Origin of the sequence: Atopobium sp. oral taxon 199 str. F0494 (assembly GCF_000411555.1) — a bacterium.
Classification (GTDB): Bacteria; Actinomycetota; Coriobacteriia; order Coriobacteriales; family Atopobiaceae; genus Lancefieldella.
Window position 1 is genome coordinate 94772 of record NZ_KE150486.1, and the last position, 26932, is coordinate 121703.

Below are 26932 nucleotides of genomic sequence, written 5' to 3' on the forward strand. Positions count from 1 at the left end.
CGGTATAGAGAGAATATTGATAACGCGTGTTCGGATTTGAAGGGAACTCCTTGCAATGTCTGACAGTGGTAGAGATACGATTCGCTCCGGCAGAGAAGAGGCGCGTGCTGTTCGCCAGGATCTTGATGAGATTCGAGGCGCTGTGCATCGCGGTGACTATGGTATAGAGCGTCGCGACGCTGAGATTGCGGCGGCTCGCACAGTCATTGACGCGGTGAACGCTCCGGCTGAGCTGCGTGATAATCTGGCGCTTTTTTTGCGCCTGGTGCGCAAGGTGCTGTCTGAGTATGATGTCGAACTTCGTGTGAGCTTTGATACGCTGCTGATAAACGCCATTGCCGCCGGCCCCGATGATACGGCGGCGCGCCTTGAAGAGATGCGTGTGAGTGGAAAAGGGTCGCCGGCGGGCTTTGTGGCTTCCATTGCGGCGGCTATCGACTCCGCGCGGACGGCTGACGCGGAGAAAAAGTCGCTCAACTCGTTTTTGCAGTTTGCTTCAAAGATTGATGATCTTTCGGTCGGAAAATCCACCCTTTTGATGCGGGCGTTTGTAACCTACTTCCACCTCGCTAACCTCTGCGAGGAAAACTACCGCGTACAGAGTCTGCGCGCCCGTGAGGCATCGGTGTCTACTACGTCGGTCGATGACCCTATCAATGATATTACCGTGGCATACCGCCAGCTCATTGATGAATGCGGTGAAGAAGTCGCTCGAAAGCGCCTTGAGCGCCTGGAGTTCCATCCTGTCTTTACCGCCCATCCTACGGAAGCGCGCCGAAAAACTATCGAGAAGCGTATCCGCACTATCTCCGAGCTGTTGGATGAGCGCTCCGATTTGGGCGGCATCGCGCGTCTTGAGAACGAGCGCCGCATGCTTGAGGAGATTGACGCGCTGTTCCGCACGTCTCCGATTGCCCACAAAAAACCAACGCCTCTCGAAGAAGCCGATACCATTTTGAACATCTTTGATGCAACGCTTTTTGAGATGGTGCCCAGCGTGTATCGTCGCTTTGATGATTGGGAACTCGGAGAGCTTGCCGGTACAGTGCCTCCCGTCTGTCCGCCGTTTTTCCACCCGGGCAGCTGGATTGGTTCTGATAGGGATGGAAATCCTAACGTGACCGCGCGGGTTTCTCGCAAGGTTGCCGAGAAGTATCGTGTGCACGTGCTGGACGCCCTTGCCCGAGCGACGCATGAAATTTCTCGCTCTTTGACGCTTGATGGCATTTCAACGCCGCCTTCAGACGAGCTTGCGCAGCTGTGGAGTCATCAGACCGAAATGAGTGAGTCACTGTCATCTCACGCGTTTGACAAGGCGGGGTCCGAGCTGCATCGCGCCACGATGCGCGTCATTTCCGACCGTCTGAACGCTACTATCAAACGCAATTCCGATCTCATGTATCAAAACGCGGACGAGTACATTGCTGATCTGCGCATTGTTCAGGATTCTCTGGCTCAGGCCGGTGCTGTCCGCGCCGCGTACGGCCCCATGCAAAAGCTTATCTGGCAAGCGCAAACCTTTGGGTTCCACCTTGTTGAGATGGAATTCCGTCAGCATTCGCTGGTGCACAAGCGCGCGCTTGAGGATATCCTCAAGCATGGCCGAGCGGGAGAGAAGGGCGAGCTTGACCATATGACGCACGAGGTGATGGACACCTTCCGTGCCATCGGCTCTATCCAACGCAAGAACGGCGTCAACGCGGCACGGCGCTATATCATTTCTTTCACGAGAACGGCTGAGGATATAGAAAACGTCTACAAATTGGCGCGCCTCTCGTTTTCGCATGAGGAAGACGCTCCCGTGCTTGACGTCATTCCTTTATTTGAGCAGCTTGAGGACCTTGAAAGCGCTGTAACGACAATGGAAAAGGTTATCCAGCTGCCAGACGTGCAGCGCCGTCTTGCGCAGACGCATCGCCGGCTCGAAGTGATGCTGGGGTATTCCGACTCTTCCAAGGAAGCCGGTCCTACCTCAGCTACGTTGGTACTTCATGCTACGCAGGCAGCCCTTGCGCAATGGGCCGAGAAGCACGATATCGACCTCGTTTTGATGCACGGGCGTGGCGGCGCTGTCGGACGCGGAGGAGGACCTGCGAACCGCGCCGTCCTGTCCCAGCCAAAGGGTTCGGTGAACTGTCGCTTTAAGCTTACCGAGCAGGGAGAGGTTATTTTTGCTCGCTATGGAGATCCGACACTGGCTCGCCGCCATGTGGAGTCGGTCGCCGGCGCCACGCTTTTGCAGTCGGCTCCATCTGTGGAGCGACGTATCACCGAAACGACGGATAAATATACTGACCTTGCGATTGAGCTTGACCGCACCTCTCAGGAACGATTCCATAGTCTTTTGGACGCCGAAGGTTTTGCCGAGTGGTTTTCCGCGGTGACTCCGCTGACGGAGATTGGTCTTCTCCCCATCGGATCACGACCTGCCAAGCGCGGTCTTGGCGCGAAGTCGCTGGAAGATCTTCGCGCGATTCCGTGGATTTTTTCTTGGTCGCAGGCGCGCATCAATCTGGCTGCCTGGTATGGTTTGGGCACCGCGTGCGAGGCGGTGGGAGATTTGGGCCGCTTGCGTTCGGCATATAAGGAATGGCCACTGTTTACAACGTTTATCGACAACATAGAGATGTCGCTTTCAAAAGTTGATACGCGCATAGCTCGACTGTATCTCTCGCTGGACAATCGCGATGATCTTGCGGAAATGGTGCTCTCGGAAATGGCTTTGACCCGCAAATGGGTGCTGGCCATTACGGGTAATAAATGGCCGCTCGAGAACCGTCGCGTGCTTGGTCCGGTTATCCGTTTGCGCCTTCCCTTTGTGAACGTGCTTTCTGTCACGCAGGTACACGCCTTGTCTGAACTGCGCATTCGCAAGGAGACGCTGACGCCGGAAGAGCGCGAACGCTTCCTCTATCTCATTCTCTGCACGGTGTCCGGCGTAGCTGCGGGCTTGCAAAATACCGGCTGATATGCAGCAAAGATGAAGTTGGCTAACTTTTTGATAATTAAAGTTGAATTTGTATAACTTATGCGCCTATACTAACTCTGATAAAAGTTCATTATGGCGAACTTAGTGAGCTTGCTGTTACATGTTGGGAGAGGTATGGCCGTAGAACATACAGACACTCAAGGGACGTCTCAGCTTCCGCTGGCAATGCTTGGCGAGGGCGAGACTGCCCGTATCGTGCAGGTTAAAGGAGCGTCTGAGCTGCGCCAGCATCTGGCAACTTTGGGATTTGTCGAGGGAGCTGAGGTGACGGTCGCTTCACGCGTCAATGGAGACGTGATTGTGAGCGTTAAAGGCGCTCGCTTAGGTCTCAATCGTCAAATGTCCAGTCACATCATGGTGACTCTTTAATCGTTGTATAACGCTGCATTTTGCGGCTTGATGTGCCAGAAAGCTGGCAAAAGGAGGAAACATGTCCACTCTGAAGGAAGTGAAGGTGGGGCAGAGTTGCACTGTTGCCAAATTGACTGGCACCGGTGCGGTGAAGCGCCGCATCATGGATATGGGCCTTACCAAAGGAACTGAGGTTCATGTAAAAAAGGTTGCCCCGCTCGGTGACCCTATTGAGCTCACCGTTCGCGGCTATGAGCTCTCCATCCGCAAGGATGAAGCGGCAAGTATCGAAGTCACCGATGTTCACTAGAGGAGTAGCGGATGTCCGATAAAACCATCATCGGTCTCGCAGGTAACCCAAACTGCGGTAAGACCACTTTGTTTAACGAGCTTACTGGCTCAAACGGATACGTTGGCAACTGGCCGGGCGTTACCGTTGAAAAGAAGCAGGCGACATGGCGCGCCGATAAAAACGTCACCTTTGTCGATTTGCCTGGCATTTACTCGTTGTCACCGTACTCTCCTGAAGAAACGGTTTCGCGAGACTACATCGTAAACGAGCGCCCCGACGCCATCATCAACCTGCTTGACGTTACCAACCTCGAGCGCAACCTCTATCTGACGACGCAGGTTCTTGAGGCGGGTCGTCCGGTAGTTGTCGGTCTGAACATGATCGACCTGCTCAAGGAGCGCGGCGACGTCATTGATACGGCAGTGTTGTCCGAGAAGCTCGGCGTACCTGTCGTCGAGGTTTCAGCGCTGCGCAACACAAACGTTACGGAACTCGTTAAGACCGCAGTTGAGGCTGGCAAGAAGGGTGTGCCTTCGCAGGGTCCCAAGTGCTTCTCGCCAGAGGTGGAAAAGGCGCTCGAAAAGATTGCCGACCTTATCGCCGACGCCGCTCCCGCCGCGCTTTCTCGCTGGTACTCCATTAAGGTCTTTGAGCGCGACGCGTCTGCCATCGCTCCTCTCGGTCTTTCTGCCGAGAAGGACGCCCAGCTTGAAGACATTATTTCTGCTGTCGAGAAGTCTCGCGATGATGACGCGGAGTCGATTATTACGTCTGACCGCTACGAGTGGATTGCAACGGTCATGGCGGCGGCCGTTAAGAAGGCTCCCAAGAAGCTGACGCGTTCCGAGAAGATCGACCGCATCGTTACCAATCGTATCCTGGGTCTTCCTATCTTTATCGCGGTTATGACACTCGTATATTTCCTGGCCATTTCAACGGTGGGCACCGCCGCGACCGACTGGGTGAACGATAACCTGTTCGGTGAAGGCTTCCATGTGTTTGGCATTGGTGATGCTGAATATAACGAGGCCAAAGAAGAATTTGATGAGCACCACTACGGAGATACCATCGACGCCTACTTTGACGCCGCTGAAGAGGCTGGCATTGATGTTGAGGCCGCTAAAGCTGCGGTTGAGGCAAAGGAATGGGACTCTGAGGACCTCGCGAATTTCATTGAGGAAGCCTCCAAGCAAAATGTCATTGCGACAACCACGCCACTGCATGATGAGGACGGCAACCTGATTGATACCGATGATAATCCGGTCAGACTGGATGCTGATGGTCAGCCGATTCTTGCTGAAGGTCAGGTGCTCAAGACAGCCGGCGGCGTAACCGCTGATGGCTTTAAGACTGCTATCGAGGGCGCGGCCACTGAACCCGAGGCTTCCGATTACGGCGTCTGGTCACCAAGTATTCCTGACGTGGTGAAGGATGCTCTTGAGGGAGCAGGTGCAAGTCCTGCTGTTGTCAGCCTGGTCGTTGACGGTATCATTGGCGGCGTTGGTGCCGTTCTTGGCTTCATTCCGCAGATGCTCGTCTTCTTCATCTTGCTGTCCTTCCTTGAGGACTGCGGCTACATGAGCCGTGTGGCCTTCGTTATGGACCGTGTGTTCCGTCGCTTTGGTCTGTCCGGCAAGTCCTTCATTCCGCTTCTGATTTCTTCTGGCTGTGGCGTTCCCGGCGTTCTTTCTACGCGTACTATTGAAAACGAGAAGGACCGTCGTATGACCGCCATGCTTACCACGATGATTCCGTGCTCTGCTAAGCAGCCGATCATCGCCTTAGTCATGGGCGTTCTTATCGGTGGCTCCAGCGACTGGTGGATTGCCCCCATGTTCTACTTCATGGGCGTTGCCGCTATTATCATTTCGGCGATTATGCTGAAGAAGACGAAGCCCTTTGCCGGCGAGCCCGCTCCGTTCGTCATGGAGCTGCCGGACTACCACATGCCGTCCATCAGATCGTGGGCCATGCACGTGTGGGAGCGCATCTCCGCTTATATCGTAAAAGCGGGTACGATTATCTTTGCCGCAGCTGTCGGTATCTGGGCTCTTTCCAACTTCGGCTGGGCTACCTGGGACGGTGGCAATGGCGCCTTCGGGTTCCTTCCCGGCTTTGACGGCGCTCCTGACGCTGTTATGGACTACTCGCTGCTTGCGGCTGTTGGCGGCTTCCTGAGCGTTATTTTCGCACCGCTTGGTTTTGCAAACTGGCAAGCCACCGCGGCGTCTATCTCCGCGCTTATCGCGAAGGAGAACCTTGTTTCCACCTTTGGCGTTCTGTACGGTCTGGGTGAAGCTTCGGAGAAGTCCGTTACCATGTGGACCGGCTTCGGCAGCATGTTTACCGATCCCAACGGCGTTCTCCACGTCGGCGCTATGTGCGCGTTTGTGGCGTTCAATATGCTTGACGCTCCGTGCTTCGCCGCAATTGGTACTATCCGTCGTCAGATGGACAGCCCCAAGTGGTTCTGGTTTGCCATTGGCTATCAGTGCATCTTTGCCTGGGTCGTCGGCTTGATTATCAATCAGCTTTGGGAACTCTTTGTTCTCGGCACGTTTGGCGTGTGGACCGTGGTCGCGTTGATCTTCCTGGCGGCCATTCTCTTCCAGCTCTTCCGTCCGGTTCCCAAGTGGGATAAAAAAGACGACAAGATTCTCTCCAGCCTGAACGTTGCTTCTGCGAAGTAAAGGCTAAAGGCGAGAATCGCGTCTGGGCGTCCTAGGGTATTTGGAGTACCCGGGCTGCTCACGGCGTTCAGGTCACCTACGGTACCCGTGTCTAGGGGATAGGGGATCAACGAGGATTTTCAAACAGGCTGCAGGCATTTAGTGTGCTTGCAGTCTGTTTTACAAGTAAGCTTACTTTTTCTCTCGCTTCCTGTTGTTTTCTCATGCTTTTTCATGCGCGTTTATCGAGGCTTTGGCTGTATTTCCGATACGCTGGTTGTATCTTCACAGTTCCGCTCGCAATTCCAAAAAAGTGCCACAGTTGTGATAAAAATACTTCACAACTCATGGCATTTTTAGGGGATTTATCACAACTGATGCCTTTTTTAGGAGTTTTCATATCACAACTCATGCCTAAATCTGGAATCTTCTGTCGCAGCTCATGTATCTCTTTGAAAAGAATATGGAATTCAGAAGGGCTGCCAAGCAAAGCAGCAGGATTGAGTGGGACAATACGAAGTAAGTCAAATCTAACTTTGGAGATTTTGTGAAGGAATAGCGAGAAGTGCCTTCTGACTAGAAAGTATCATCAGGTTAACTTATTCTTACACCACGGAACGGATTACTTCCTTTCCGGGAGACGATTTCCCTAATCGTTCTCTTCTTTGGTTCCACATGCCTGAGATGGTAGACCCTCTCCCTACTTTCTAGGCAAAGAACACGAGCCGCTGACTCTGGGTGTCGGCGGCTCGCCCCTTTTTACAGCGATTTTAGAAGATGTTGTGAAAGAGAGGGAGATATTGGGGAGAGTGTCGCGGCATGTGCGCACGCTATAGGCGACTGCAAACGTGTTCGCAGCCGCAAGTGTACCCGCGACCGCAAACGTACCCACAACGCAAACGCACTCGCAGCGCAAGTGTACCTGCGGCCGCAAGCGTGCTCGCGCTGCAAACGGTGTGCTGCCGGCTTACTTCCGGTATGGATCGGCATCCAACTCGCAGGACATGGAAGCAAGATCGCTGGTATCGCGGTCGATTTTAATGTTGAGCGAGAAATCCGGGTACTTCTCGCTAATGTCGTTCATGATATGGTGCATAAGTGCTTCGGAGTCAATGCCAAAGACAACGACCATATCGAACGCCATGTATTTTTCGTCCATGTTGGCCGTGAATCCGTGGACCTGAATGACGCCGCCATGCTGCATGGCAATTTTGGTGACTTCCGTGCGCATTTCGATGACGGCGTTGTCCTGCGTGTTGCGCGCGTAGATGCCGATTGCGGCCATGATAATCTGGCCGTCCGTCTGGTCATAGATTTCATTGGTCAGACGGCGTGTCATGGTGTCAATCTCGCTTGCCGTCATCTGGTCGGAAATCTCGGTGTGAAATGAGCCAACATAGCGGTCGGGTCCGTAGCTGTGCAGGATGAGGTCGTATACTCCTTCAGCTTCGGGATCATTCGCGACAATTTCGGCAACGCGGATGGAAAGCTCGGAGTCCGAGCGCATGCCGATGATCTCTTTCATGGCGTCTCTGAACATCTCAATGGCAGCCTTGATGATGAAGCCCGCAATCACGACGCCAACGTACGCTTCCAAGCTGATGCTCGTGAACGTGAAAATCAACGCGGCGGCGAGGACTGACGTGGAAATCACAGCGTCGAACAGGGCATCGGAGCCTGAAGCAATGAGCGTGTCGGAGTGGACTTGCCGGCCCTTGGCCTGCACAAAGCGCCCGAGAAGAATTTTTACGACAACCGCCACGGCAATGATGACTAATGAGGTGGTGGAGTAGGCGGGCGTTTCAGGGTTCACAATCCCTTTAATGGACTCTATCAGCGAAGAGATGCCCGCGTACATGATAATTGCGGCGATAACGGTCGTGGTGATGTATTCGATGCGCCCGTGGCCAAACGGATGCTCACGGTCAGCTTCGCGGTTGGAAAGCTTGGTGCCCGCAATCGTGATGATGGACGAGATGGCATCGGACAGGTTGTTGACAGCGTCAAGCACTACCGCGATGGAATTTGAAAGCAGCCCGACCGCGGCTTTGAACGCGGCAAGCGCCACATTTACTGCGATGCCGATAATGCTGGTGCGAACAATGACCTTCTCGCGATTTCGCACATGGACACGGCCTGCCGCGGAGTTTGTTCCGGGATGATGTGAGGTATGTGAGGTATCGCTCATGACGCCTTCTTTACTCGCGGCTGTCCGCGCTCTTGAGAATATTGTCCGTTACCTTTTTGAGCAGCCTTTTCAACTCGGAGATTTCTGCTGGCGATAAGTGCACGCAGCTCCCCATTTCTTGCGGAACGACAGTCATTTTGTGCTTGAGGGAGGCTCCCTCTTGCGTAAGTGAGACAACCAGCCGACGACCGTCTACTTTGCTCTTCTCGCGAACCAGATACTTCTTGTCTTCAAGCTTACGAAGCAGGGGAGTTAAGGTTCCCGAGTCAAGCATGAGGCGCTCGCCAAGCTCGCTAACGCCGACGGTTTTTGTCTCCCACAAAACCATCATAGCGATGTATTGCGTGTAGGTGAGGTCAAACGGCGCCAGAAATGGTGTGTAGCGCCTCACCACCTCTTTAGCTGTCGCGTAGAGCGGAAAGCACAGTTGATTGTCGAGAAGCAGCATGTCCTCGAGGGACATACTGCTTTCGGGCGCGTCTTGCGGGGATGTGTCATTCACGGAAAGCTCGCTCTTATTCGACATTGGTCTCAACGAGGTCCTTAACGGCGGCTTCAACCTTTTTCATGTCGACCGTTGGTTCAAAGCGCGAGACAAGATTGCCCTTTCGGTCAATCAAAAACTTGGTGAAGTTCCACATGATGTAGGCCTTGTCGCCAAATTGTTTGTTGTTCTTATCCGAGAAAGGCTTGAGCAGAAGCGCTTTGGGGCTGTGGCCGAATCCCTTAAACGGCAGCGTGGTGGCAAGGCGAGAAAAGAGTGGATCTGCTGTCTCGCCGTTGACATCAATTTTCTTGAACTGTGGAAACTCAGTCCCGAATTTCATGGTGCAGAATTGATGAATTTCATCGTCAGATTCAGGAGCCTGGCCGGCAAATTGGTTGCACGGGAAGTCGAGAATCTCAAAGCCCTTGTCGCGAAACTCGGAATAAATCTTCTCCAGGTCCTCGTACTGCGGGGTGAAACCGCAGCCGGTCGCGGTGTTGACAACAAGCAGCACCTTTCCCTTATAGGAGGAAAGAGGAACGGACGTGCCCGTGCGGTCGGTAACAGACAAATCATATATGTTGGTGCTCATGGTGATCCTTTCGTAGTGAATCTCTTGTCTCCGTTAGTGGGGACAAGAGAAGTGTAGCGGTTTTCTCGCTTGTGCAAGAGATAAATTGTGCACAATTTAAATTTCCAGAATTCAGAATTCCAGAATCCAAAAAAGTGAAATTGAGTCTTGCATTGTGGCGAAAAACTTCGTATGGTCAAATACGCTATTTTGTTGCACTACTTCTTGTCGTGCAGTCTTGCGCGGGAAGGGAAGCATAAAGGATAAGGAGTTGCTATGAAGAAGAGAACTGGCTTTTGTATTGGCGCTGCTGGTGCGGCTCTTGCTGGCGTTGTCGCAGGTTTCGCGTCAAACGGAACGCTTCATAAGGCAGCGGTGAAGGCGACCGCCTGCGGTCTGCGTGTTTCTGATTGTGTCGCTGCGGAAACGCAAAATGTTGTCGATGAGGCTAACGACGTCGTTGCCGAAGCTCGTCGTGAGGCTAAGATTCAGGCAGCGGTTGACGCCCGCCTGGCTCAGCTGGAAGAAGGTATTCGCGAAGAGGTCATCAAGCAGATTGATACCGAAGGCGCTCAGGCATAACGCATGCGTTTTACCATTACAAATGAAATAGCCGGTCGCATCCGTATGCGGTGCGACCTTGGTTTCATTGATGAGGGAGAAGCTCGCGGTATCGCCTATGACCTTATGCGTTCGGGGCTGGTGCGGCATGCGGAAGTCCATCCCGCCAACTGCTCGTTGCTGGTGCGGTTCGACCCCGCGAAGCGCGCGGAGGTTCTGGCTTTTATAGCGGCCTTTGACCCGCTTAAACTTCCTCGCGAAGACGAAGCGGGCCTTGAAGACTTTTGCAATGCCATTGAGATGGCAAGCGAGAATAACCGCTTTCAGATGCAGCTGGTCTATGTCTTTATGCGCCGGTGGCTGTTCCGCTTCCTGCCACTTCCTTTGGTTATGCAGCGCGTTTGGGTGATGCTTCGCGCCGTTCCGTTTTTGAGAGCGGGCTGGCAGCGTCTTGTGCAGCGCGAGCTCAAGGTTGAACTTCTTGACGCGGCGGCCATTTCCGCATCCATCATGAGCGGTAATTGGGGAGAAGCAGGCCAAATCATGTTCCTGCTTAACCTGTCGGGCGTTATGGAAGATCATGTAGCCAGCCGCGCGCGTCTTGCGCTGCGCAACGGCTTGATTACCCGAGCCGATAACGTCTGGGTAGTTATTGACGGTCAGGACGTTCGCATCCCTATTGCATCCGTCACAAAAGGACAGATTCTGCATCTTAACGCGGGCAGTGTTTTGCCTGTTGATGGCAGTGTCGTGGAGGGTGAGGGCGAGCTTAACGAAGCGTCCATGACCGGAGAGTCCCGTCTTGTGCACAAGCATGAAGGTTCTACCGTTTATGCAGGTACAGCTCTTGAAGACGGTGATTTGAAGATTCGGGTTACCGCGCCTCCCGGCGTTTCTCGCATTGACGGTATCGTTGAGATGGTTGAGCAGTCGGCTCAGCTTAAAGCTGGAGCTCAGTCAAAGGCTGAACGTCTGTCTGACGCGCTGGTTCCCTATAACTTCGTGGCGTTCTTCGCTCTTCTCGCTATAACGCGCAACATCCAAAAGGCCATGACGGTGTTGATGGTCGATTATTCGTGCGCCATTAAGCTGTCGACGCCGGTTGCCGTGGGCAGCGCGATGGATGAGGCCGCCAAGTTTGGAATGACTGTCAAAGGCGGTAAATATCTCGAGAAGTTCGCCGCCGCCGATCTTATCGTTTTTGACAAAACGGGCACTCTGACCCGAGCCGTACCGCATGTTGAGGGTGTCATTAGCTTTGACGACCGCTCTGAAAACGAGCTTTTGAAGCTGGCTGCCTGTATTGAGGAGCACTTTCCGCACAGCATGGCTCGCGCGATTGTCTCCGAGGCCGAGCGCCGTGGCCTTGATCACCAAAAAGAGCTCCACGCTGAGGTCAAATATGTTGTGGCACATGGTATTCGCACGCAGGTCAACGGTAAGGAAGTCTGCATAGGCTCCTCGCACTTTCTGTTTGACGATGAGGGCGTGGTGTATCCGGACGGCGCACGTGAGCGCATTTACGCATCGGCGCCAACCGCGTCCATTATTTACATGGCGGAAGACGGAAAGCTGGTAGGCGCAATCTGCATCAGTGACCCGCTGCGCGAAGAGGCTGCTTCGGTCATCTCGCGGCTGCGTGCATTGGGCGTCAAGCGCTTTGTGATGTTGACAGGCGATTCCGAAAATGTCGCTGCAAATGTGGCGGCGCAGCTTGGCCTTGACGAATACATTTCGCGTGTGCTTCCGGAGGACAAGCGCTCTTACGTCGAGAAGTACCGGGCGGAAGGTTATACCGTCGCTATGGTCGGCGATGGCATCAACGACTCGCCAGCGCTGGCGGCATCGGACGTGTCGCTGGCAATGTCGGACGCAAGCGATATCGCGCGAGCCGTCGCGGACATTTCCATTCGCAATGCGTCGCTTGAATCGCTGGTTGTTATGCGCCTGCTTTCGCAGCGCGTGATGCAGCGCATTCATCGTGATTATCGAGCCATTGTCGCTTTGAACACGGGATTTATTGCCGGAGGCGTGACCGGGCTTATCACTACGACAACGGCGGCGTCGCTGCATAATGAGTTGACCTTTGCGGTGACGGTGGCTAATACGCGACCATTGTTGACAGGCGCTCTCACGTAAATGTACTTGCGTGTAGGTGCCATGCAGAGGCGAGAAGTACTTGCATGTAGGTGCACGCGAGGCGAGAAGTACTTGCATGTAGGTGTTTGCGCGAGGCGATTCCAAAAAAGTGCATGAGTTGTGATATGAAAACTCCTAAAAAAGGCATCAGTTGTGATAAATCCCCTAAAAATGCCATGAGTTGTGAAGTATTTTTATCACAACTGTGGCACTTTTTTGGAAATGCTAATAGACTTCTTATCCGGCCCCAGCGCCGAATGCTCAAAAGTTAAAAAAGACTCTAGGCAAATAGTTAAACATGGTTTACACTTTTCATGTTAACCGAGACTAACTCGCACGGTGAGCGCTGGCTGCGGCCTGTCTTCTAATCTGTGTAGTCTTGGTTTTCGAGTCTGTTTTATCCGACCGGAACTTGGACCCCTCTCCCCAAGCAACCGGTACCTCTCGGCGATGCCAGCTCCTACCTGGCTGGCGTCGCCACTTTGTGCGAAAGGAGCTTTGTGGACGTTACGCCTCTGTCAGATAGTTCTGATATGCACGCGCCATCGCATTGCGAGAAGCTCTTCTCGTCAGATTTTTGCCAAGAGTTCATAGGCGCTTTCGTGCGTTCCGCTGCCGGTGTTATTGCCGGAGTAAAACCTGCTGCCGTGTATTCATTTAAAATCACTTCCCGGTGTTCGTCATGTGTTTTGCGAGCATGCCCTGTGGCGCAGTATCGGTCGATGATGTGCGATTTTGCTTATGAAGTGGAGCTTTTTGGTATAAAAATTTTACCGATCAGTCCCGTGAGTACGAGGGTTCATTTTCTCGTATACCGAGCCGATCAGGTAGAGCGCATCATTTCAGATGTTCAGACGCAAGAGTTTTTGCGTGAGCGCGGTTTCATGCCGTCTTCCTGGCAGCGCGTCATAAGGGACTTCCGCGCGAGACTGACACGATATCACTGCGGCTTGTCACAGAAGTATCCGCATGAAATTGGGGTTATTCTCGGATATCCCCTTGAAGACGTTAAAGGTTTTATATCAGGAGGGCGCGAGACTTGCCGCGGTCCGTGGCGAGCTTACGGAAACGTGGAGGCTGCTCGCGTGCGCTTCAAAAGGCTTGCCACTGCTGAACAGGCTTTTCGCACAAGATTTTCTCAAGGAGAGTCACTTTTCGCATTACTTCAGTCTTCAGGCGATACCAATGTATCTGCTGCATAAGATGGAAATTCCCGAGCTTATGCGACTAAGCTTGGGCGAGGCCCGATAATTCGGGCAAAAGGAGGAAACATGAGTAAAGTTGCTGTTGTGTACTGGTCCCAGACCGGAAACACCGAGGCCATGGCTAATGAACTTGCTTCTGCCGCCGGAACCGAGGCCATTGAGGTTTCAACCTTCTCGCCGGATTCCGTAGCTGACTATGACGCCTTTGCGTTTGGCTGCCCTGCGATGGGCGACGAAGAGCTCGATCCCGATTTCGAGGAAATTTGGAACGACTGCGCTTCCAAATTTGACGGTAAGCCCGTTGCCCTTTTTGGTTCGTATGACTGGGGTACCGGTGACTGGATGGACACATGGCGCGAGAATGCCGAGGCAGCAGGCGTCAATGTTGTCGAGACGCTCATCTGCAACCTTGAGCCCGATGACGAGGCAATCACTGCGCTGCAGGCGCTTGGCGCGAAGCTTTCGGCCTAGCTCCGAGTCCCTCTGCTTGAAATTGACTTGGCGAGAAGAACCCGGAATTTCCGGGTTCTTCTTTGCGTAGGAGTACTATCGCAAGCTTTGCGCGTGCAGTAGGTATCCTCTGGCATATTCACTTGCAGAGAGGTGAAAGAAAGTTCACCATATATAACTAAGATACGCGTGCGGTGGACGGAAGCGACGTGCGGGAATGACGCGTGAGGCGCACGCAGTGTACGAGAACGGCGTGCAGTGCACACAAACGGTGTTGTGGTACACCAGAAGACGTGCGAAGCGCGCATACAAGAAGGGGAGCGGTGACTATGGATATCAATATCGTTATCGGCATCATTGTCGTGTTGATACTTGTTATTGCGGTACGCAGATTTGTAGGCGTTGCCTCGGGTAAAAAGGGCTGCTGCAGCGATGAAGGCACCGGCGTCTCAACCTGCAATACCGCAAAAGCCCCTGAGGTTGCGGCCCCGAAGGATCAGGACGAGTCCCATTATCCGTATGTAGCAACCTACGAAATCGGCGGAATGACGTGCGAGAACTGCGTTCGCCATGTGACTGCAGCGCTTGATTCCGTACCGGGAACTTGGGCGACAGTTACGCTTGCGGGCGGTCAGGCTCGCGTTCGTTCAAAGTCTCCGCTTGATGTTGACGCGTATAGGAAGGCCGTCGAATCCGCAGGCTATAGGCTTCTTGCGTAAACGCCACGGCGAATCTCCGCTGCTGCCGTGCCAAATCATTGCAGCAGCCGCACCGAATCATCACAACGGTCACAAAAACTCCGCACAGACTCGCTCAATCCTCCGCGTGAGCTTCGTACAAGCTCCGCGCCGACTTACACAAGCCCGATAAACTCCGCGTAAACCTCTGCAATCTTTCGCGCGGGGCCTGTGTAAAAACTTATAAAAGCGTGTAAAAGCTTTATGTGAAACCTCCGGGTTTTCATGCGTTTTTCGCGAGAAACACTTGCCGCTAGAGGTACTTTTCGCTATGCTTATGAACTGCATGCCCACAAGGACATGCACCGTATCTATTGGCCCCCGAGAGCATGTAAGTTTCCGTAGACGCCCACTAGGATTTGGCACTGCAGGCAGCGACCATGACGACCGGGGCCCCGTTTTGGAAGGGGTCCACCTTTGAGTGAGATTCAGAATTCGTCCATCTTTGCGCTGGATGACATCTCCGATGAGGAGATGAACAATCTCATCGACGGCACTGTCACCGATTTTAACGAGGGAGACCTTGTTAACGGCACCGTCGTCAAGATTGAACGCGATGAGGTCCTGCTTGACATCGGATATAAGTCCGAAGGAGTCATCCCTGCTCGTGAGCTTTCTATTCGCAAGGATGTCGAGCCCTCCGAGCTTGTTTCCATGGGCGAAGAGGTCGAGGCTCTTGTCCTTCAGAAAGAGGACAAAGAGGGCCGCTTGGTCCTTTCAAAGAAGCGTGCTGAGTACGAGCGCGCTTGGAAGGCCGTTGAAGAGAAGTTCAATGCTGGCGAGACTGTTGAGGGTGAAGTCATTGAGGTTGTTAAGGGCGGCTTGATCCTTGACATCGGTCTTCGCGGCTTCTTGCCCGCATCCCTTGTCGACCTTCGCCGCGTGAAGGATCTCAGCACCTTTATGGGCACACGCATTGAGGCACGCGTTATTGAGATGGATCGCAACCGCAACAACGTTGTTCTTTCCCGTCGTGTGGTTCTTGAAGAGGCTCGTAAGGCGGAGCGTCAGGACATCCTGGGCAAGCTCAAGGTTGGCATGAAGCTTCAGGGCACCGTTTCTTCCATCGTTGAGTTTGGCGCCTTCGTTGATTTGGGCGGCATTGACGGTCTGGTTCACATTTCCGAGCTTTCTTGGAATCACGTTAATCACCCGTCCGAGGTCGTTAAGGTCGGTCAGGAAGTTGAGGTTCAGGTTCTCGACGTTGACCTGAACCGTGAGCGCATCTCCCTTGGTCTCAAGCAGACAACCGAGGATCCGTGGCGCGTTCTCGTTTCCAAGTTCCCCGTTGACGCTATTGTTGAGGGCACCGTTACCAAGCTCGTTACCTTTGGCGCCTTTGTTGACCTCGGCGACGGTGTTGAGGGCCTTGTCCACATTTCCGAGATGGCAAAGCAGCACGTCACTGCTCCTTCTCAGGTATGCACTGTGGGCGACAAGGTACAGGTCAAGGTCATGGAGATTGATCTTGATCGCCGCCGCATTTCTCTGTCCATGAAAGCTGCTGCTGAGACGCTTGGCATTGACATTGACGTTAAGCCTCTTCCGGAAGAGGAGCGCGCCGCAGCTGAGGCTGCCGCCGCTGAAGCAGAGGCAGCCATTGAAGCGGACGAAGCCGCTGCTGAGGCAATGGAAGCCGAAGAAGCCGCGGATACGGAGACTGAGGCCACTGAGGCCGAGGCCGAGAAGAACGTCGAGGCTGAAGTGACTGAAGAGAGCGCTGAGTAAGCGTTTGGCGCAAGAGCTTCAAGTTTGGCGCAAGGGCTTCAAATAAGCTCAAATGCAGCGCAGCATCTGTTAGCACGAACGCTGTGGAAGCAGCTTTATAATGCGCATAGTAAGGGGCGGTTTCGACCGCCCCTTTTTTCATGTGAGATGTACATACTGAAACACAAAGCATGAAATACTGAAATACTGAAACACGAAATACTGAAACACTGTTAGGATTCTTAAGGACAGTCACAAAAGAAGGCGATAGGGGTCATATGGCACGCAATAATGAAACGCTGATAATCGTAGATGTTCAGTATGACTTTGTGGAAGGCGGCAGTCTTGCGGTCGAAGGTGGTACAGATCTTGCACGGCGACTGGCAGCTTTTGTCGATGCCGGCGCAAATGGAATCGCGCATATTGTTACCACGCAGGACTGGCATATTGATCCAGGTAGACATTTTGCCGATATGCCGGATTACGTTGATACGTGGCCCCGTCACTGTGTCGCCGATACGCATGGCGCAAAAATCGTGGAGCCACTCGCATCGTCAATACAGGCACATGGGAGAGACGCGTGTATCCATAAGGGTATGTATGAGGCGGCATACTCGGGCTTTGATGGCGTAGATGAAGCTACGGGCAGCTCGCTTGCTGAGACGCTCAAAAAACTTGGCGTAGATACCGTCTACATCAGCGGTATTGCCACTGATTATTGCGTTAAGGAAACTGCATTTGACGCGGTAAAAAATGGTTTCAAGACCTATCTCATGCAAGACTATACGGTGGGAATAAACCACGCCACTGTGGAGGCCCTCATCGACCATGAATTTAAGGACGCAGGCGTTCAAGTTTTACGCTGAGTTTTCAGGTCTCAGTTTGACGTTTTTGAAGTAGAGCTGTCAGAGTTGGCCGTTGCGCCTCCGCTGTTTGTTGAATCGGAGCCGGCAGTTCCCTGATTGGACGGTGATGTTTTCGAAGTATCACTTGTCGATTCGCTATCTGACGAAGATCCGGAATCCTTTTTCGAATCGGTTGAATTGCTGTCCGTGGATGATGTATCAGTGTTGTTCGAGTCTTTGTTAGACGTGCTCTTTGAAGTCTCTGAGTCGCTGGTGTCGGAAAACTCTTTGTCGGCTGTCGTGTCTTGAGTGTCATTTTTGTTTGAGTCGTCTGCCGAGGTGCCGGATTGCTCGCCTGCGTCGCTGCCGGAAGAAGAAACGATTGACGAAACGTGTATTTGAGGACCGATGCCCGTTCCTTGTGTAAAGACGTTGACGAGAAGTGCATATAGCAGTACCGCGACAATGGCAAAAAGTGCCGACACAATGGCTGCGCGTCGAGCAATTCTGACCTTATGGTTATGAGCCGCCTGCTGGCACAGACTATCCGGTGTCATACGACCATGATTTTCAGAGGCCGCAGCATATACTCTGCGAGCAGGGGAGTTGCTGCCGTCACCGTCATTGCTGCCGTTGCTACCATCGTTGTCGCTGTTGGCAAGACCACGCAACGTATATGCGGATTTCTTAAGAATATTCTGATAGATTTGAGACGCGATGCCAGATGCTGCTGCGCCGACAGCGACGCCAATGACGGAGCCTGCAATGCCTATGCGTGACGATAGAGCGAAAGCCGTTACGGCAGCCAAGGATGAAGCGATAACTTGGGCTAGGGACAAATCTTTCAAAAGTGAGGGGGATTCGTCAGAGCTGTCGGTTGCAGGGTTCTTCTCGGCAACGGAGCCTGTAAAATGGCGTGCAGCGCTCGAAGTGTCGCATGAGGTGTGATGAGGTTCTTGCACACTGTTGCGCTCACGATTAAAAGAAGTCATAGTATCTCCTCCCTACGCACTACAAGGAGCCCGGGTAAACGGGGGCGATGTAATCGTAGAGCACTTGATGTTACGCCGCTTCTCAAAGATGTCAACCGGCGCAGCCAGGATTAAATAATTTTCCAAAGCTTGATTACGGGGAATAATTTTCCCAGAATAGCGGTATCATTTAGTTGTATTGGTCGTCCGTCAAACGGAGGTTTTACTATGTTAGTAAGCGCAAAAGCTATGCTCCAAAGTGCTGAAAAGGGTCATTATGGCATCGGCGCATTCAACACTAACAACCTTGAGTGGGCAGCTGCCATTTTAGATGCGGCGGAGAAGACTCAGTCTCCTGTTATCATCCAGTGCACCGGCGGCGCGGCAAAGTGGCAAATCAGCTATCGCGTCGTTGCTGACCTTGTTCGTGACCTCGTAGAGGATATGAACATTACCGTTCCCGTTGCTATGCACCTTGACCATGGTTCCTATGAGGACGCATTCAAGGCGATTGAGGCAGGATTTACTTCCGTTATGTACGATGGCTCCCATGAGCCCGATTTTGAGACCAATCTCAAGCGCACCGAAGAAGTCATCAAGGCCGCGCACGCTAAGGGCATTTCTGTTGAGGCAGAGGTCGGTGGCATCGGTGGCACAGAAGATGGCGTGACTGCAAGGGGCGAGCTTGCCGATCCTGAAGAATGCGAGAAGATCGCCAATCTCGGCGTTGATTTCCTCGCATGCGGCATTGGCAATATTCACGGCATTTATCCTGCAAACTGGGAGGGCCTCTCCTTTGAGCAGCTCCAGAAGATTAAGGATAAGGTCGGCGATTTGCCGCTCGTTCTGCACGGAGGCTCGGGTATTCCTGTTGAGCAGGTGCAAAAGGCTATCACCATGGGTGTCTCCAAGATTAACGTCAATACCGATCTTCAGCTTGTCTTTGCTGATGCAACTAAGAAGTATGTTGAGGCTGGAAAGATTGAAGAGGGCAAGGGCTACGATCCGCGTAAGCTCCTGAAGCCTGGTCGTGAAGCTATTACTGCCCGCACAGAAGAACTCATCAAGCAGTTCGGCTCTGACGGCAAGGGTTGGAACTAGGCTGTATCGGTCTGGTGGCAACCACATCGTGCGTTGAGCGGGTTCTGATGTATTGAGTTTTAATCTGCTTCCCGGAAGAGACCCCGAACATCTACATGGTGTTCGGGGTCGTTTTATCGTGATTTGTTAGGCTTTTGAAAGAGTTTTTGTCTCGTTTTGCTTCGTGTGTTATTCAACCGTTACTGACTTCGCAAGATTTCTTGGCTTATCGACATCGCAGCCGCGGGCAAGAGCCACAGAGCGCGCAAAAAGCTGAAGAGGTACCGAGGCAATGATCGGTGAGAATGCGTCTCTGACTTTTGGCACGTAGATGATATAGTCAGCATGCTTCTTGATTTCCTGATCACCCTCGGTTGCAATGGCAATAATCATGGCGCCGCGTGCTCGGGATTCCTGGATATTGGAGATCATCTTGTCATAAACCGGAGAATTTGTTGCTACAGCAATGACAGGATAGCCTTCAGATAGAAGCGCAATAGGGCCGTGCTTCATTTCTCCGGCAGCGTATGCCTCGGCATGCAGGTAGCTGATCTCTTTGAGCTTGAGAGCTCCCTCATAGCAGATAGCGGCGCCCATACCGCGTCCAATAAACAGAGCGTCATTGGCGTCTTTGCAGGCCTGCGCCGCGACGTCGATAGCCTTCGTGTCACTGAGGACTTCTTCAACTTGCTCGGCGGTGTCTGCGAGCTCCTTAAAGAGCAGACGTATCTGCGCAACTGACAGCTTACCTTTTGCCTGCGCAAGCACCATGGCAAGAAGTGTCAGGCTGACAATCTGCCCCAAAAATGATTTGGTGGAAGCGACGGCAATTTCCTTGTTGGCCTTGGTGTAGATAACACCGTCAGACTCGCGTGCTACAGGACTGCCGATGACGTTGGTGATACCAAAGACCTTGGCGCCCTTGATGCGAGCATCGCGGATGGCAGCTAGGGTATCAGCGGTCTCGCCAGACTGAGATACAGCAACTACTAGCGTTGACGGAGTGATAATAGGATTGCGATAACGAAACTCGCTTGCGGCTTCAACTTCAACAGGTATGCGCGCCCAACCCTCGATAAGTTGGCGGGCGATAAGACCGGCGTGGTAGCTGGTGCCGCAAGCAATGATGTAGACGCGGTCGATTAAACGAAGTTGCTCCAGGGTCATGCCCAGCTCGTCAATGGAAAGCACGCCGTTAGTCAGGCGTCCCGCAAGCGTGTCGCGAATGACGCGCGGCTGCTCATGGATTTCCTTGAGCATAAAGTCGGGGTAGCCGCCCTTCTCGGCAACATCAACGTCCCAATCAACATGCATAATTTTAGGTTGAACGGGATTGCCTTCAGCGTCGGTATAGCTGATGCCGTCAGGCTCCATAATGGCAAACTCATTGTCGCCAAGGACAGCAACGTCTCGGGAGGCTTCAATGACCGCAATGATGTCGGATGCAACATAGCTGCCCTTCTCACCATGAGCAAGGACGATAGGGGAATCTTTGCGGGTAACCACAATGCGTCCGGGCTCTTGGGAGCATATAACGGCGAGGCCGTAGGTGCCTACAATCTGTGAGCATGCCTTGGCGACGGCGTTGCGAAGGTTGCCGTTGTAAGCTTCCTCCACAAGATGGGCTACGACTTCGGTATCCGTGTCGCTGCGGAATTTGTGTCCGCGTGATTCAAGTTGCTCGCGGAGCTCGGCGAAATTTTCGATAATGCCGTTGTGTACGACAGCGATTGTATTGTCGCAGGAGGTGTGAGGATGGGCGTTGCGCTCACTTGGAGCGCCGTGCGTTGCCCAACGAGTATGTCCGATGCCACAGGGGCTTTCATTATCGAGATACTTGACCGCTTCGGCAAGTCCCGCGACTTTTCCGACACGGTGTACTACGGTGAGTTCTTTGTCGGAAGCGTTTTGAAGTGCGATGCCGGCGGAATCATAGCCGCGATATTCCAGGCGCTCAAGACCCTGGATGAGAATGTTCTTTGCGCGCTGGTGACCAGTAAAGCCAACGATACCGCACATGTAAACTCCAATCATAAGCTCCTGAGCGTGAATATAGCTAAAGGAGCAATCTTTCATGCCAATGTTGTCTATTGTAGCGGTTTGGACAGCGATAGGTTTATGTGGTACTGAAAAACAGAGACCGGATGTGCATGGGATATGCATAGACATAAAGTAAGATACCGCTTACAAGTACTAGACCTACCGTTTACCGTAGTGCTTGTAAAAAATCATTAAAAATCTTCCTTTTAAATGCTAATTTTCAGAGTGAAATTAAGGGATGCGCTCTAATGAGCAAGGAGCTCAGTATATCTATAGGTTTTTGAGTGTACGCAGGAGATATGAGGGTGAAGCAACAAAGTACAAAAGATGTTGCCATCAACAATCGGCGTATTGTTGTTCAAACCATTCTGGATAATGGCTCTCTGTCCCGCGTTGAGCTTGCTGAGAAAACAGGACTTTCGCCGAGTACCGTGACGCGGGTTATAGCTGCACTTATGACACGCGGTGTTATTGCAGAGGATACTAACCACATACGGACGGTCGGAAGAAGCCGCATACCACTTGTTATCAATGCAAGTTTTGGGAGTCTAGGAGTTCTTTCAATCAACTCAGACAAGGCAACGCTTTTTGAGTTTGATATGGGGCTCAATCAGCTTTCTAAAACAACCTTTGAGCTTGAAGTTTTCGATGCAATGTCAGTTTCCACTGCAACCCTGAAGCAGCTGAGGGTTTCAAGTGCAGGGCGTTCTTTAGCCCCACTTCGTGCTTTCGGTATCCTTTTTGGAGATACGTTCGATAACTCTTCAGAAAACAGTTGTGATAAATCTTTTGGCGAACCTTCTGCAATATCTTTTGATAAAGCTCAGCTTGTCAAACTCATTTCATCCCACTTGGACGTGCCCGTTATTGAGGAAGAAGGCAATGCAGGAATTGAGCAAATGATACGTACCAATGCGACGGCTGCAACTCAAGATGACCAGGCTCCTCTTAATCATGCTGTGGTCAGCTTTGGATCAAGAATTTTACTAACCATTACGCAAGACGGTGAACCTGTTACTTTTAAAGATGGGATTCAGACTGATATAACCAGCCAGGTATTCGGGACTGGAGAGACTCAGGCAAAGGTAATCGAGCATCTTTCGCAGTCTCTAGCTCTTCTCGCTACGCTTTTTAATATCTGCGCAGTATATCTTCTGTATAGGGATGAGCGGCAGGAAACCTTTAAAGTGATTAAGAATTTTATTTCTTCGATACAGGGTTCGACAGGAAAGAAGACATATCCCAGTCTTGTGCCAATGGCGGTTTCCGATATTGATAACGTTTTTTTAATGGTGAGTCAGCTGCGTCAAAGCGCGTTGTATTACGACATTCTGTCAACTCAGGATGTGTATTAGGAAAAGGCTGACGCCTAAGAGAAGGAGTTTGCATGATTACGCTTGTTCGTTGCGATGACCGACTGATTCATGGGCAGACTATGACGGTGGTTGTTAAGATCAATCACATTCAAGACATTATTGTGGTTGATAATCTTACTGCCAGCAATTCGATATTGAAGGCGGTTTTCAAAACAGCGGTCCCCGCCAACATGAAGGCGGGCGTGTATACCGTCGACGAAGCTGTACCAAAGATCGAGGCAGCTCTTGCTAATGATGTTCCGACGCTCGTGCTTATGAAGACCCCCGTTACCTATCGCGACTTATTGGAGAAAGTTCCCGAGCTTCCGCTTGAACTTAATGTGGGACCTGTCTCCAAGCGGAAGGGTACAACTGAGGTGCATCCGGCTGCGCACCTGCTTCCTGATGAAGCACAGGCCATCAAGGATGTGGTTGCAAAGGGCGCGCACGTTTATTTCCAGCAGATTCCTTCTCAGCCAGTGGTTGAGTGGAACGATGTTAAAGACCGCTTTTAGCGGATGTAGGAGAAAGGATCGTTATGAGTATCATTCAGGCGCTACTCCTTGCTCTTTTTGGATGGATGGGCTCCATCTATTCGCCGGTGCTTATCGGTGGGCTAGGAGGCTGGTACACCATTGGTCGCCCGTTGGTATCAGGCTTCATTATCGGTGCAATTTTGGGCGATATCCCCACAGGTATTATCATGGGTGCAGCTATTCAGATGCTCTATATTGGCCTTGTTACTCCCGGTGGTACGATGCCGGCTGATGTCAACTTTGCCGCATGGATTGGCATTCCGCTTGCAATGGTTGCAGGCGCCGGAAAGGAATATGCTCTTGCCCTAGCGGTGCCTCTGAGCTCTCTTGGTGTTCTTGCAGTATATGGTCTTTGTGCTATTAACCTTTTCTTTGTTCATCGGCAAGACGCTCTCATCGAGGCAGGAGATCTCAAGGGAGCTGCGATGATTCCTGTTGTTGGACAGGTTACCAACTTTGTTCTGCGTTTCTTCCCAATTTTCCTCATTAACTATTTTGGTGCCGATCTTATTGCTCAGCTTGTAGGTATGATGCCTGAGCAAGTCACTGCTATCCTCCAGATCTTTGCCAACATGTTACCACTCGTGGGCTTCATGCTGTTGATGCGTATGATTTGCAAAAAAGATCTCGATCTTATCTTCTTTGCAATCGGTTTTGTACTTGTGTCAGTGTTACAGCTTGGCATGGTGCCGATTGTTATTCTCGCTCTTGGCGTTGCTTATCTTGAATACAAGGGAAACGCAGCGGCGCAGGCTGTTAAGGATGGTGAATAAACATGGCTGATAACATGATTGACGAGAAAATCACTGAAACTCAGGGTAAATTGAGTAAAGCTGCTATCAGGCGCGCATATATGGACTGGATGTTTTTCAATCTTTCAGTTCAGAACTTTGAAAGGATGGAAGGACCAGCCATCATCAAGATGCTTGCCGATGTAGGAGATGACCTGTACCCCGGGGACAAAGAAGCGCAAAAGGAGATGTTGGAGCGCCACGAAGTCTTCTTTAATACCGAACCGTTTTTAGGTGCTATCGTTCCGGGTATTGTGCTTGGCATGGAAAAGTCCAAGGCTGAAGGTAATGATGAAGTTTCTGCTGAGTTTATAAATGCTATCAAAACGGCGCTTATGGGACCGTTTGCCGGAATCGGCGATTCGCTGCTTCCCGGTACGCTCATTCCGATTCTGCTGAGCATTGCGCTTGGCATGTGTCAGCATGGCGAGGTTATCGGTCCTCTCTTCTATATCGTGACCTTTTTAGCCATAATGATTCCTTTGACCTGGTTCCTCTTTTCCTACGGCGTTAAGGCTGGCGCAAATGCGGCTGAGTTGGTGCTTTCGGGCGGAGTCAAGGATATCGTGACACGTGCCGCAGAAACAGTGGGACTCATTGTGGTTGGCGCCATTACGGCGCTCTATGCTAAGTTCAACATTGGTCTTGTGTATACCAGTGGCGATTTGCAAGTAAATCTTGCCGCTATCTTCAATTCCATTTTGCCGGGCTTGCCAGTACTTCTCTTTGCGTTCTTTACCTATTGGCTTATGGTGAAAAAGAGTTGGTCAGCAGGCAAGACGATGCTCCTGTTTCTTGCCATAGCTATCGTCGGTTACTTTACTACCATTCTTGCTGTATAAGTTGTTGGAAGTTGGAAAAGAGTTTCTGTGACAGTATTTGCTCCAAAAAGCAGCACCTCGGTTGAGGTGCTGCTTACATCTGATGAATATCTTCACTTTCTGGCTCATAGAGCTGAAAGTGAGAAGAGTGTACGTGGCATACGGCTTTTCTTTTACATTGCCCCGCCGTGTCTGTTGGTAAGCCTTCTCTTTTTCTTCAATGCATCTAAAAATACCTGGATTGTCCTATCGGTATTACTGATTTGCGTCATGTGGATCATGGTGGTCGCAAAGTCTTTATGGTCTTACATCATGTACCAAACAATTTGTAAAGCGCAAAAGGATACGCCGGTTGTTCAAGCGGTGTATCCGGTCATATATACCATTCAGGACAATGGACTTCTCGTTACAGAGAAAACAGCAGAAAGGAAGAAACGACACCTAGTTCCCTATGGTGAATTCACTTGTTTCAGTTCATATCCTGACATGTTCATATTCCAACGAGGCGATGAGGCGCTTATTGTTCCGCTTCATGCGTTTTCTAACAAAGATGCTGCAAGGGCTTTTCATAAGGAGTTATATGATAAAGTCACACACGCGCGTCTGTCTTGAAGCCTACACAGAGCGGCGCAAAAACGCTACATATCCTCGATAGGCTTCGTAGAGATCCGCCTTGCTTGCGATTTCCCAAGGAGCGTGCATGGAAAGTACCGGAACACCGCAGTCAATGACCTGCATGCCGTAGCGGGCAAGCATATAGGCGATGGTTCCGCCGCCGCCTGCGTCAACGCGACCCAGCTCAGCAGTCTGCCACGCAATGCCGGCTCCGTCCATGATTTGGCGAATCAGCGCGATATATTCGGCATCTGCATCGTTTGAGTTGCCCTTGCCGCCGCTGCCTGTGTACTTGTTGAATGCAAGGCCGTGACCCATAAACGCCGAGTTCTTTGCTTCAAAGCTGTTTGGGAAATTAGGATCGAATGCGGCGGATACATCGCTTGAAAGCATGCGGGAGTTTTCGAGGCATCTCCGGAGTGCCAGGCTGCCGCCTTCGCCTGCGAGCTCTAGGACCTCAGCAATCGTATTTTCAAAGAAACGGCTGGTCATACCCGTTGCGCCGCGCGATCCGATTTCTTCTTTGTCGGCAAGCACGGTAACGGCAGCGCGCTCGGTTGTTCCCGAGTCAAGTTGAGCGATGAGCGACGGATAAGCGCAGGAGCGATCGTCATGGCCATAACCTAGAATCATTGAGCGGTCAAAGCCCATGTCGCGCGCGGCGCCTGCGGGAACGATTTCAAGTTCGGCCGAAAGGAAATCTTCTTCCTCAATGCCGTAGGTGTCTTTGAGCAGTGAGAGTATAGAGGCTTTAACAGCCTCTTGTGCAGAGGGTCTATCGGCTTTGCACGCGCTGTCAGTAGAGGCGTTATGGGCACCTGCGCCAGCACCGCCGCCGTCAGTTTCACGGCTCTTCTCGTCAAGAACAAGAGGGCGGTTGCCGACAATCAAATCGAGCATTTCTCCTTCGATAACGTCGGAAGCCTTCTTGCCGAGTTGCTCACGGCTTAGATGGATAAGCAGGTCAGAGATGCAAAAAACAGGGTCTTCGTCGTCTTCGCCAACTGTGACAGTGATGGTTGAACCGTCTTTCAGAGCAACGACACCGTGAATGGCCAAGGGAATGGTAACCCACTGATACTTCTTTACGCCGCCGTAGTAATGCGTGTCGAGCGTTGCGATTTCGCTGCGCTCCTCCAGAGGATTTTGCTTGACGTCGAGTCGTGGCGAATCAATATGAGCTCCGAGAATATTGAGGCCGCTCTGAAGCGGCTGTGTCCCTAGTTGTATAAAGATGACGGATTTACCGCGAATGTCGGCGTAGACCTTATCACCGGGTTTGAGTTTTTGGTCGGCTGCTATGGCATCAGAAAGGCGAATGTAGCCAGCCTCTTCGGCAAGACGGATAGCCGCTGCGGCGCACTCGCGTTCGGTTTTGTTGTCGGAGATGAACGCCTTGTATCCTTCACTGAAGTAGTGCAGCTCGTCAAGCTGTTCTGGTGAGTAAGACTTCCATGCGCTAGGGCGTTCCATAGATTCTCCTTGCATTGGCGTTGATATATCAAAATCTAGTCAAGCATAGTGGTTTTTAA

General features: G+C 52.0%; 23 protein-coding genes. 17 read left to right on the forward strand and 6 right to left on the reverse strand.

The genetic code is table 11. The annotated features are described in order from the left end of the window. Positions 1-55: 55 nt before the first annotated feature. The 4 genes from HMPREF1527_RS00375 (at position 56) to HMPREF1527_RS00390 (ending at position 6322) form a co-directional block, all read left to right on the forward strand. Complete coding sequence (locus tag HMPREF1527_RS00375) at positions 56-2968, forward strand: phosphoenolpyruvate carboxylase (protein WP_016476719.1); 2913 nt, start codon at positions 56-58, stop codon at positions 2966-2968. Between the two features lie 135 nt (positions 2969-3103). Beyond that, on the forward strand, positions 3104-3358 hold the full coding sequence (locus tag HMPREF1527_RS00380; protein ID WP_016476720.1) for a FeoA family protein: 255 nt from the start codon (positions 3104-3106) through the stop codon (positions 3356-3358). Positions 3359-3419: 61 nt separating this feature from the next. Next, the gene (locus tag HMPREF1527_RS00385) at positions 3420-3650 is read left to right on the forward strand and encodes a ferrous iron transport protein A (protein WP_003150399.1); all 231 of its coding nucleotides are present in this window, start codon (positions 3420-3422) and stop codon (positions 3648-3650) included. A gap of 11 nt (positions 3651-3661) precedes the next feature. Then, entirely contained in the window at positions 3662-6322 is a 2661-nt protein-coding gene (locus HMPREF1527_RS00390) for a ferrous iron transporter B (protein WP_016476721.1), read from the forward strand. A gap of 946 nt (positions 6323-7268) precedes the next feature. Here the strand turns inward: HMPREF1527_RS00390 and HMPREF1527_RS00395 are convergent. Genes HMPREF1527_RS00395 through HMPREF1527_RS00405 form a run of 3 tightly spaced genes read right to left on the reverse strand, consistent with a single transcriptional unit; the run spans position 7269 to position 9568 of the window. Continuing rightward, positions 7269-8489, reverse strand: a complete 1221-nt coding sequence (locus tag HMPREF1527_RS00395) for a cation diffusion facilitator family transporter (protein ID WP_016476722.1) — start codon at positions 8487-8489, stop codon at positions 7269-7271. A gap of 10 nt (positions 8490-8499) precedes the next feature. Further along, complete coding sequence (locus HMPREF1527_RS00400; protein WP_232209507.1) at positions 8500-8991, reverse strand: MarR family winged helix-turn-helix transcriptional regulator; 492 nt, start codon at positions 8989-8991, stop codon at positions 8500-8502. A gap of 13 nt (positions 8992-9004) precedes the next feature. Continuing rightward, positions 9005-9568, reverse strand: coding sequence for a glutathione peroxidase (locus tag HMPREF1527_RS00405; protein WP_016476724.1), 564 nt, complete (start codon positions 9566-9568; stop codon positions 9005-9007). Positions 9569-9823: 255 nt separating this feature from the next. Here HMPREF1527_RS00405 and HMPREF1527_RS00410 point away from each other — a divergent pair, with 255 nt between their 5' ends. The 7 genes from HMPREF1527_RS00410 to HMPREF1527_RS00440 all read left to right on the forward strand — a co-directional run bounded on the left by HMPREF1527_RS00410 (position 9824) and on the right by HMPREF1527_RS00440 (position 17212). Next, positions 9824-10129 carry a DUF1490 family protein gene (locus HMPREF1527_RS00410; RefSeq protein ID WP_016476725.1) on the forward strand — a complete coding sequence of 102 codons (306 nt, stop codon included), beginning with the start codon at positions 9824-9826 and terminating at the stop codon, positions 10127-10129. 3 nt (positions 10130-10132) lie between these two features. Further along, the gene (locus HMPREF1527_RS00415; protein ID WP_016476726.1) at positions 10133-12247 is read left to right on the forward strand and encodes a heavy metal translocating P-type ATPase; all 2115 of its coding nucleotides are present in this window, start codon (positions 10133-10135) and stop codon (positions 12245-12247) included. Positions 12248-12747: 500 nt separating this feature from the next. Further along, a complete protein-coding gene (locus HMPREF1527_RS00420; RefSeq protein ID WP_016476727.1) occupies positions 12748-13449 on the forward strand; it encodes a DUF3793 family protein in 702 nt (233 codons plus the stop codon). A 69-nt stretch (positions 13450-13518) separates the two neighbouring features. After that, positions 13519-13923, forward strand: a complete 405-nt coding sequence (locus HMPREF1527_RS00425) for a flavodoxin domain-containing protein (protein ID WP_016476728.1) — start codon at positions 13519-13521, stop codon at positions 13921-13923. 308 nt (positions 13924-14231) lie between these two features. Continuing rightward, entirely contained in the window at positions 14232-14621 is a 390-nt protein-coding gene (locus HMPREF1527_RS00430) for a heavy-metal-associated domain-containing protein (RefSeq protein WP_016476729.1), read from the forward strand. Between the two features lie 435 nt (positions 14622-15056). Further along, positions 15057-16367, forward strand: coding sequence for a 30S ribosomal protein S1 (gene rpsA / locus HMPREF1527_RS00435; protein ID WP_016476730.1), 1311 nt, complete (start codon positions 15057-15059; stop codon positions 16365-16367). Positions 16368-16624: 257 nt separating this feature from the next. Further along, positions 16625-17212, forward strand: coding sequence for an isochorismatase family protein (locus HMPREF1527_RS00440; protein WP_016476731.1), 588 nt, complete (start codon positions 16625-16627; stop codon positions 17210-17212). A gap of 11 nt (positions 17213-17223) precedes the next feature. Here the strand turns inward: HMPREF1527_RS00440 and HMPREF1527_RS00445 are convergent, their stop codons facing one another. Next, entirely contained in the window at positions 17224-18183 is a 960-nt protein-coding gene (locus HMPREF1527_RS00445) for a hypothetical protein (protein ID WP_016476732.1), read from the reverse strand. Between the two features lie 207 nt (positions 18184-18390). On the opposite strand from HMPREF1527_RS00445, the gene fba reads away from it, so the two are divergent. Next, complete coding sequence (gene fba, locus HMPREF1527_RS00450; RefSeq protein ID WP_016476733.1) at positions 18391-19263, forward strand: class II fructose-1,6-bisphosphate aldolase; 873 nt, start codon at positions 18391-18393, stop codon at positions 19261-19263. Between the two features lie 168 nt (positions 19264-19431). Here fba and glmS read toward each other — a convergent pair whose 3' ends face one another. Continuing rightward, positions 19432-21261 carry a glutamine--fructose-6-phosphate transaminase (isomerizing) gene (gene glmS, locus HMPREF1527_RS00455; protein WP_035433770.1) on the reverse strand — a complete coding sequence of 610 codons (1830 nt, stop codon included), beginning with the start codon at positions 21259-21261 and terminating at the stop codon, positions 19432-19434. Positions 21262-21587: 326 nt separating this feature from the next. On the opposite strand from glmS, the gene HMPREF1527_RS00460 reads away from it, so the two are divergent. From HMPREF1527_RS00460 to HMPREF1527_RS00480, 5 genes are read left to right on the forward strand one after another with little or no spacing between them, the layout of a single operon-like run. After that, entirely contained in the window at positions 21588-22637 is a 1050-nt protein-coding gene (locus tag HMPREF1527_RS00460) for a winged helix-turn-helix domain-containing protein (protein WP_016476735.1), read from the forward strand. 32 nt (positions 22638-22669) lie between these two features. Next, complete coding sequence (locus HMPREF1527_RS00465; RefSeq protein ID WP_016476736.1) at positions 22670-23152, forward strand: PTS sugar transporter subunit IIB; 483 nt, start codon at positions 22670-22672, stop codon at positions 23150-23152. Between the two features lie 23 nt (positions 23153-23175). Further along, on the forward strand, positions 23176-23946 hold the full coding sequence (locus HMPREF1527_RS00470; RefSeq protein ID WP_016476737.1) for a PTS sugar transporter subunit IIC: 771 nt from the start codon (positions 23176-23178) through the stop codon (positions 23944-23946). A 2-nt stretch (positions 23947-23948) separates the two neighbouring features. Beyond that, positions 23949-24806 (forward strand): PTS system mannose/fructose/sorbose family transporter subunit IID, encoded by an 858-nt coding sequence (locus tag HMPREF1527_RS00475; protein WP_016476738.1) that lies wholly within the window; start codon positions 23949-23951, stop codon positions 24804-24806. Positions 24807-24833: 27 nt separating this feature from the next. Beyond that, positions 24834-25397, forward strand: coding sequence for a hypothetical protein (locus tag HMPREF1527_RS00480; protein WP_016476739.1), 564 nt, complete (start codon positions 24834-24836; stop codon positions 25395-25397). Between the two features lie 3 nt (positions 25398-25400). On the opposite strand, the gene HMPREF1527_RS00485 is transcribed toward HMPREF1527_RS00480, so the two are convergent. After that, positions 25401-26873 carry an aminopeptidase gene (locus HMPREF1527_RS00485; protein WP_016476740.1) on the reverse strand — a complete coding sequence of 491 codons (1473 nt, stop codon included), beginning with the start codon at positions 26871-26873 and terminating at the stop codon, positions 25401-25403. Between the last annotated feature and the right edge of the window lie 59 nt (positions 26874-26932).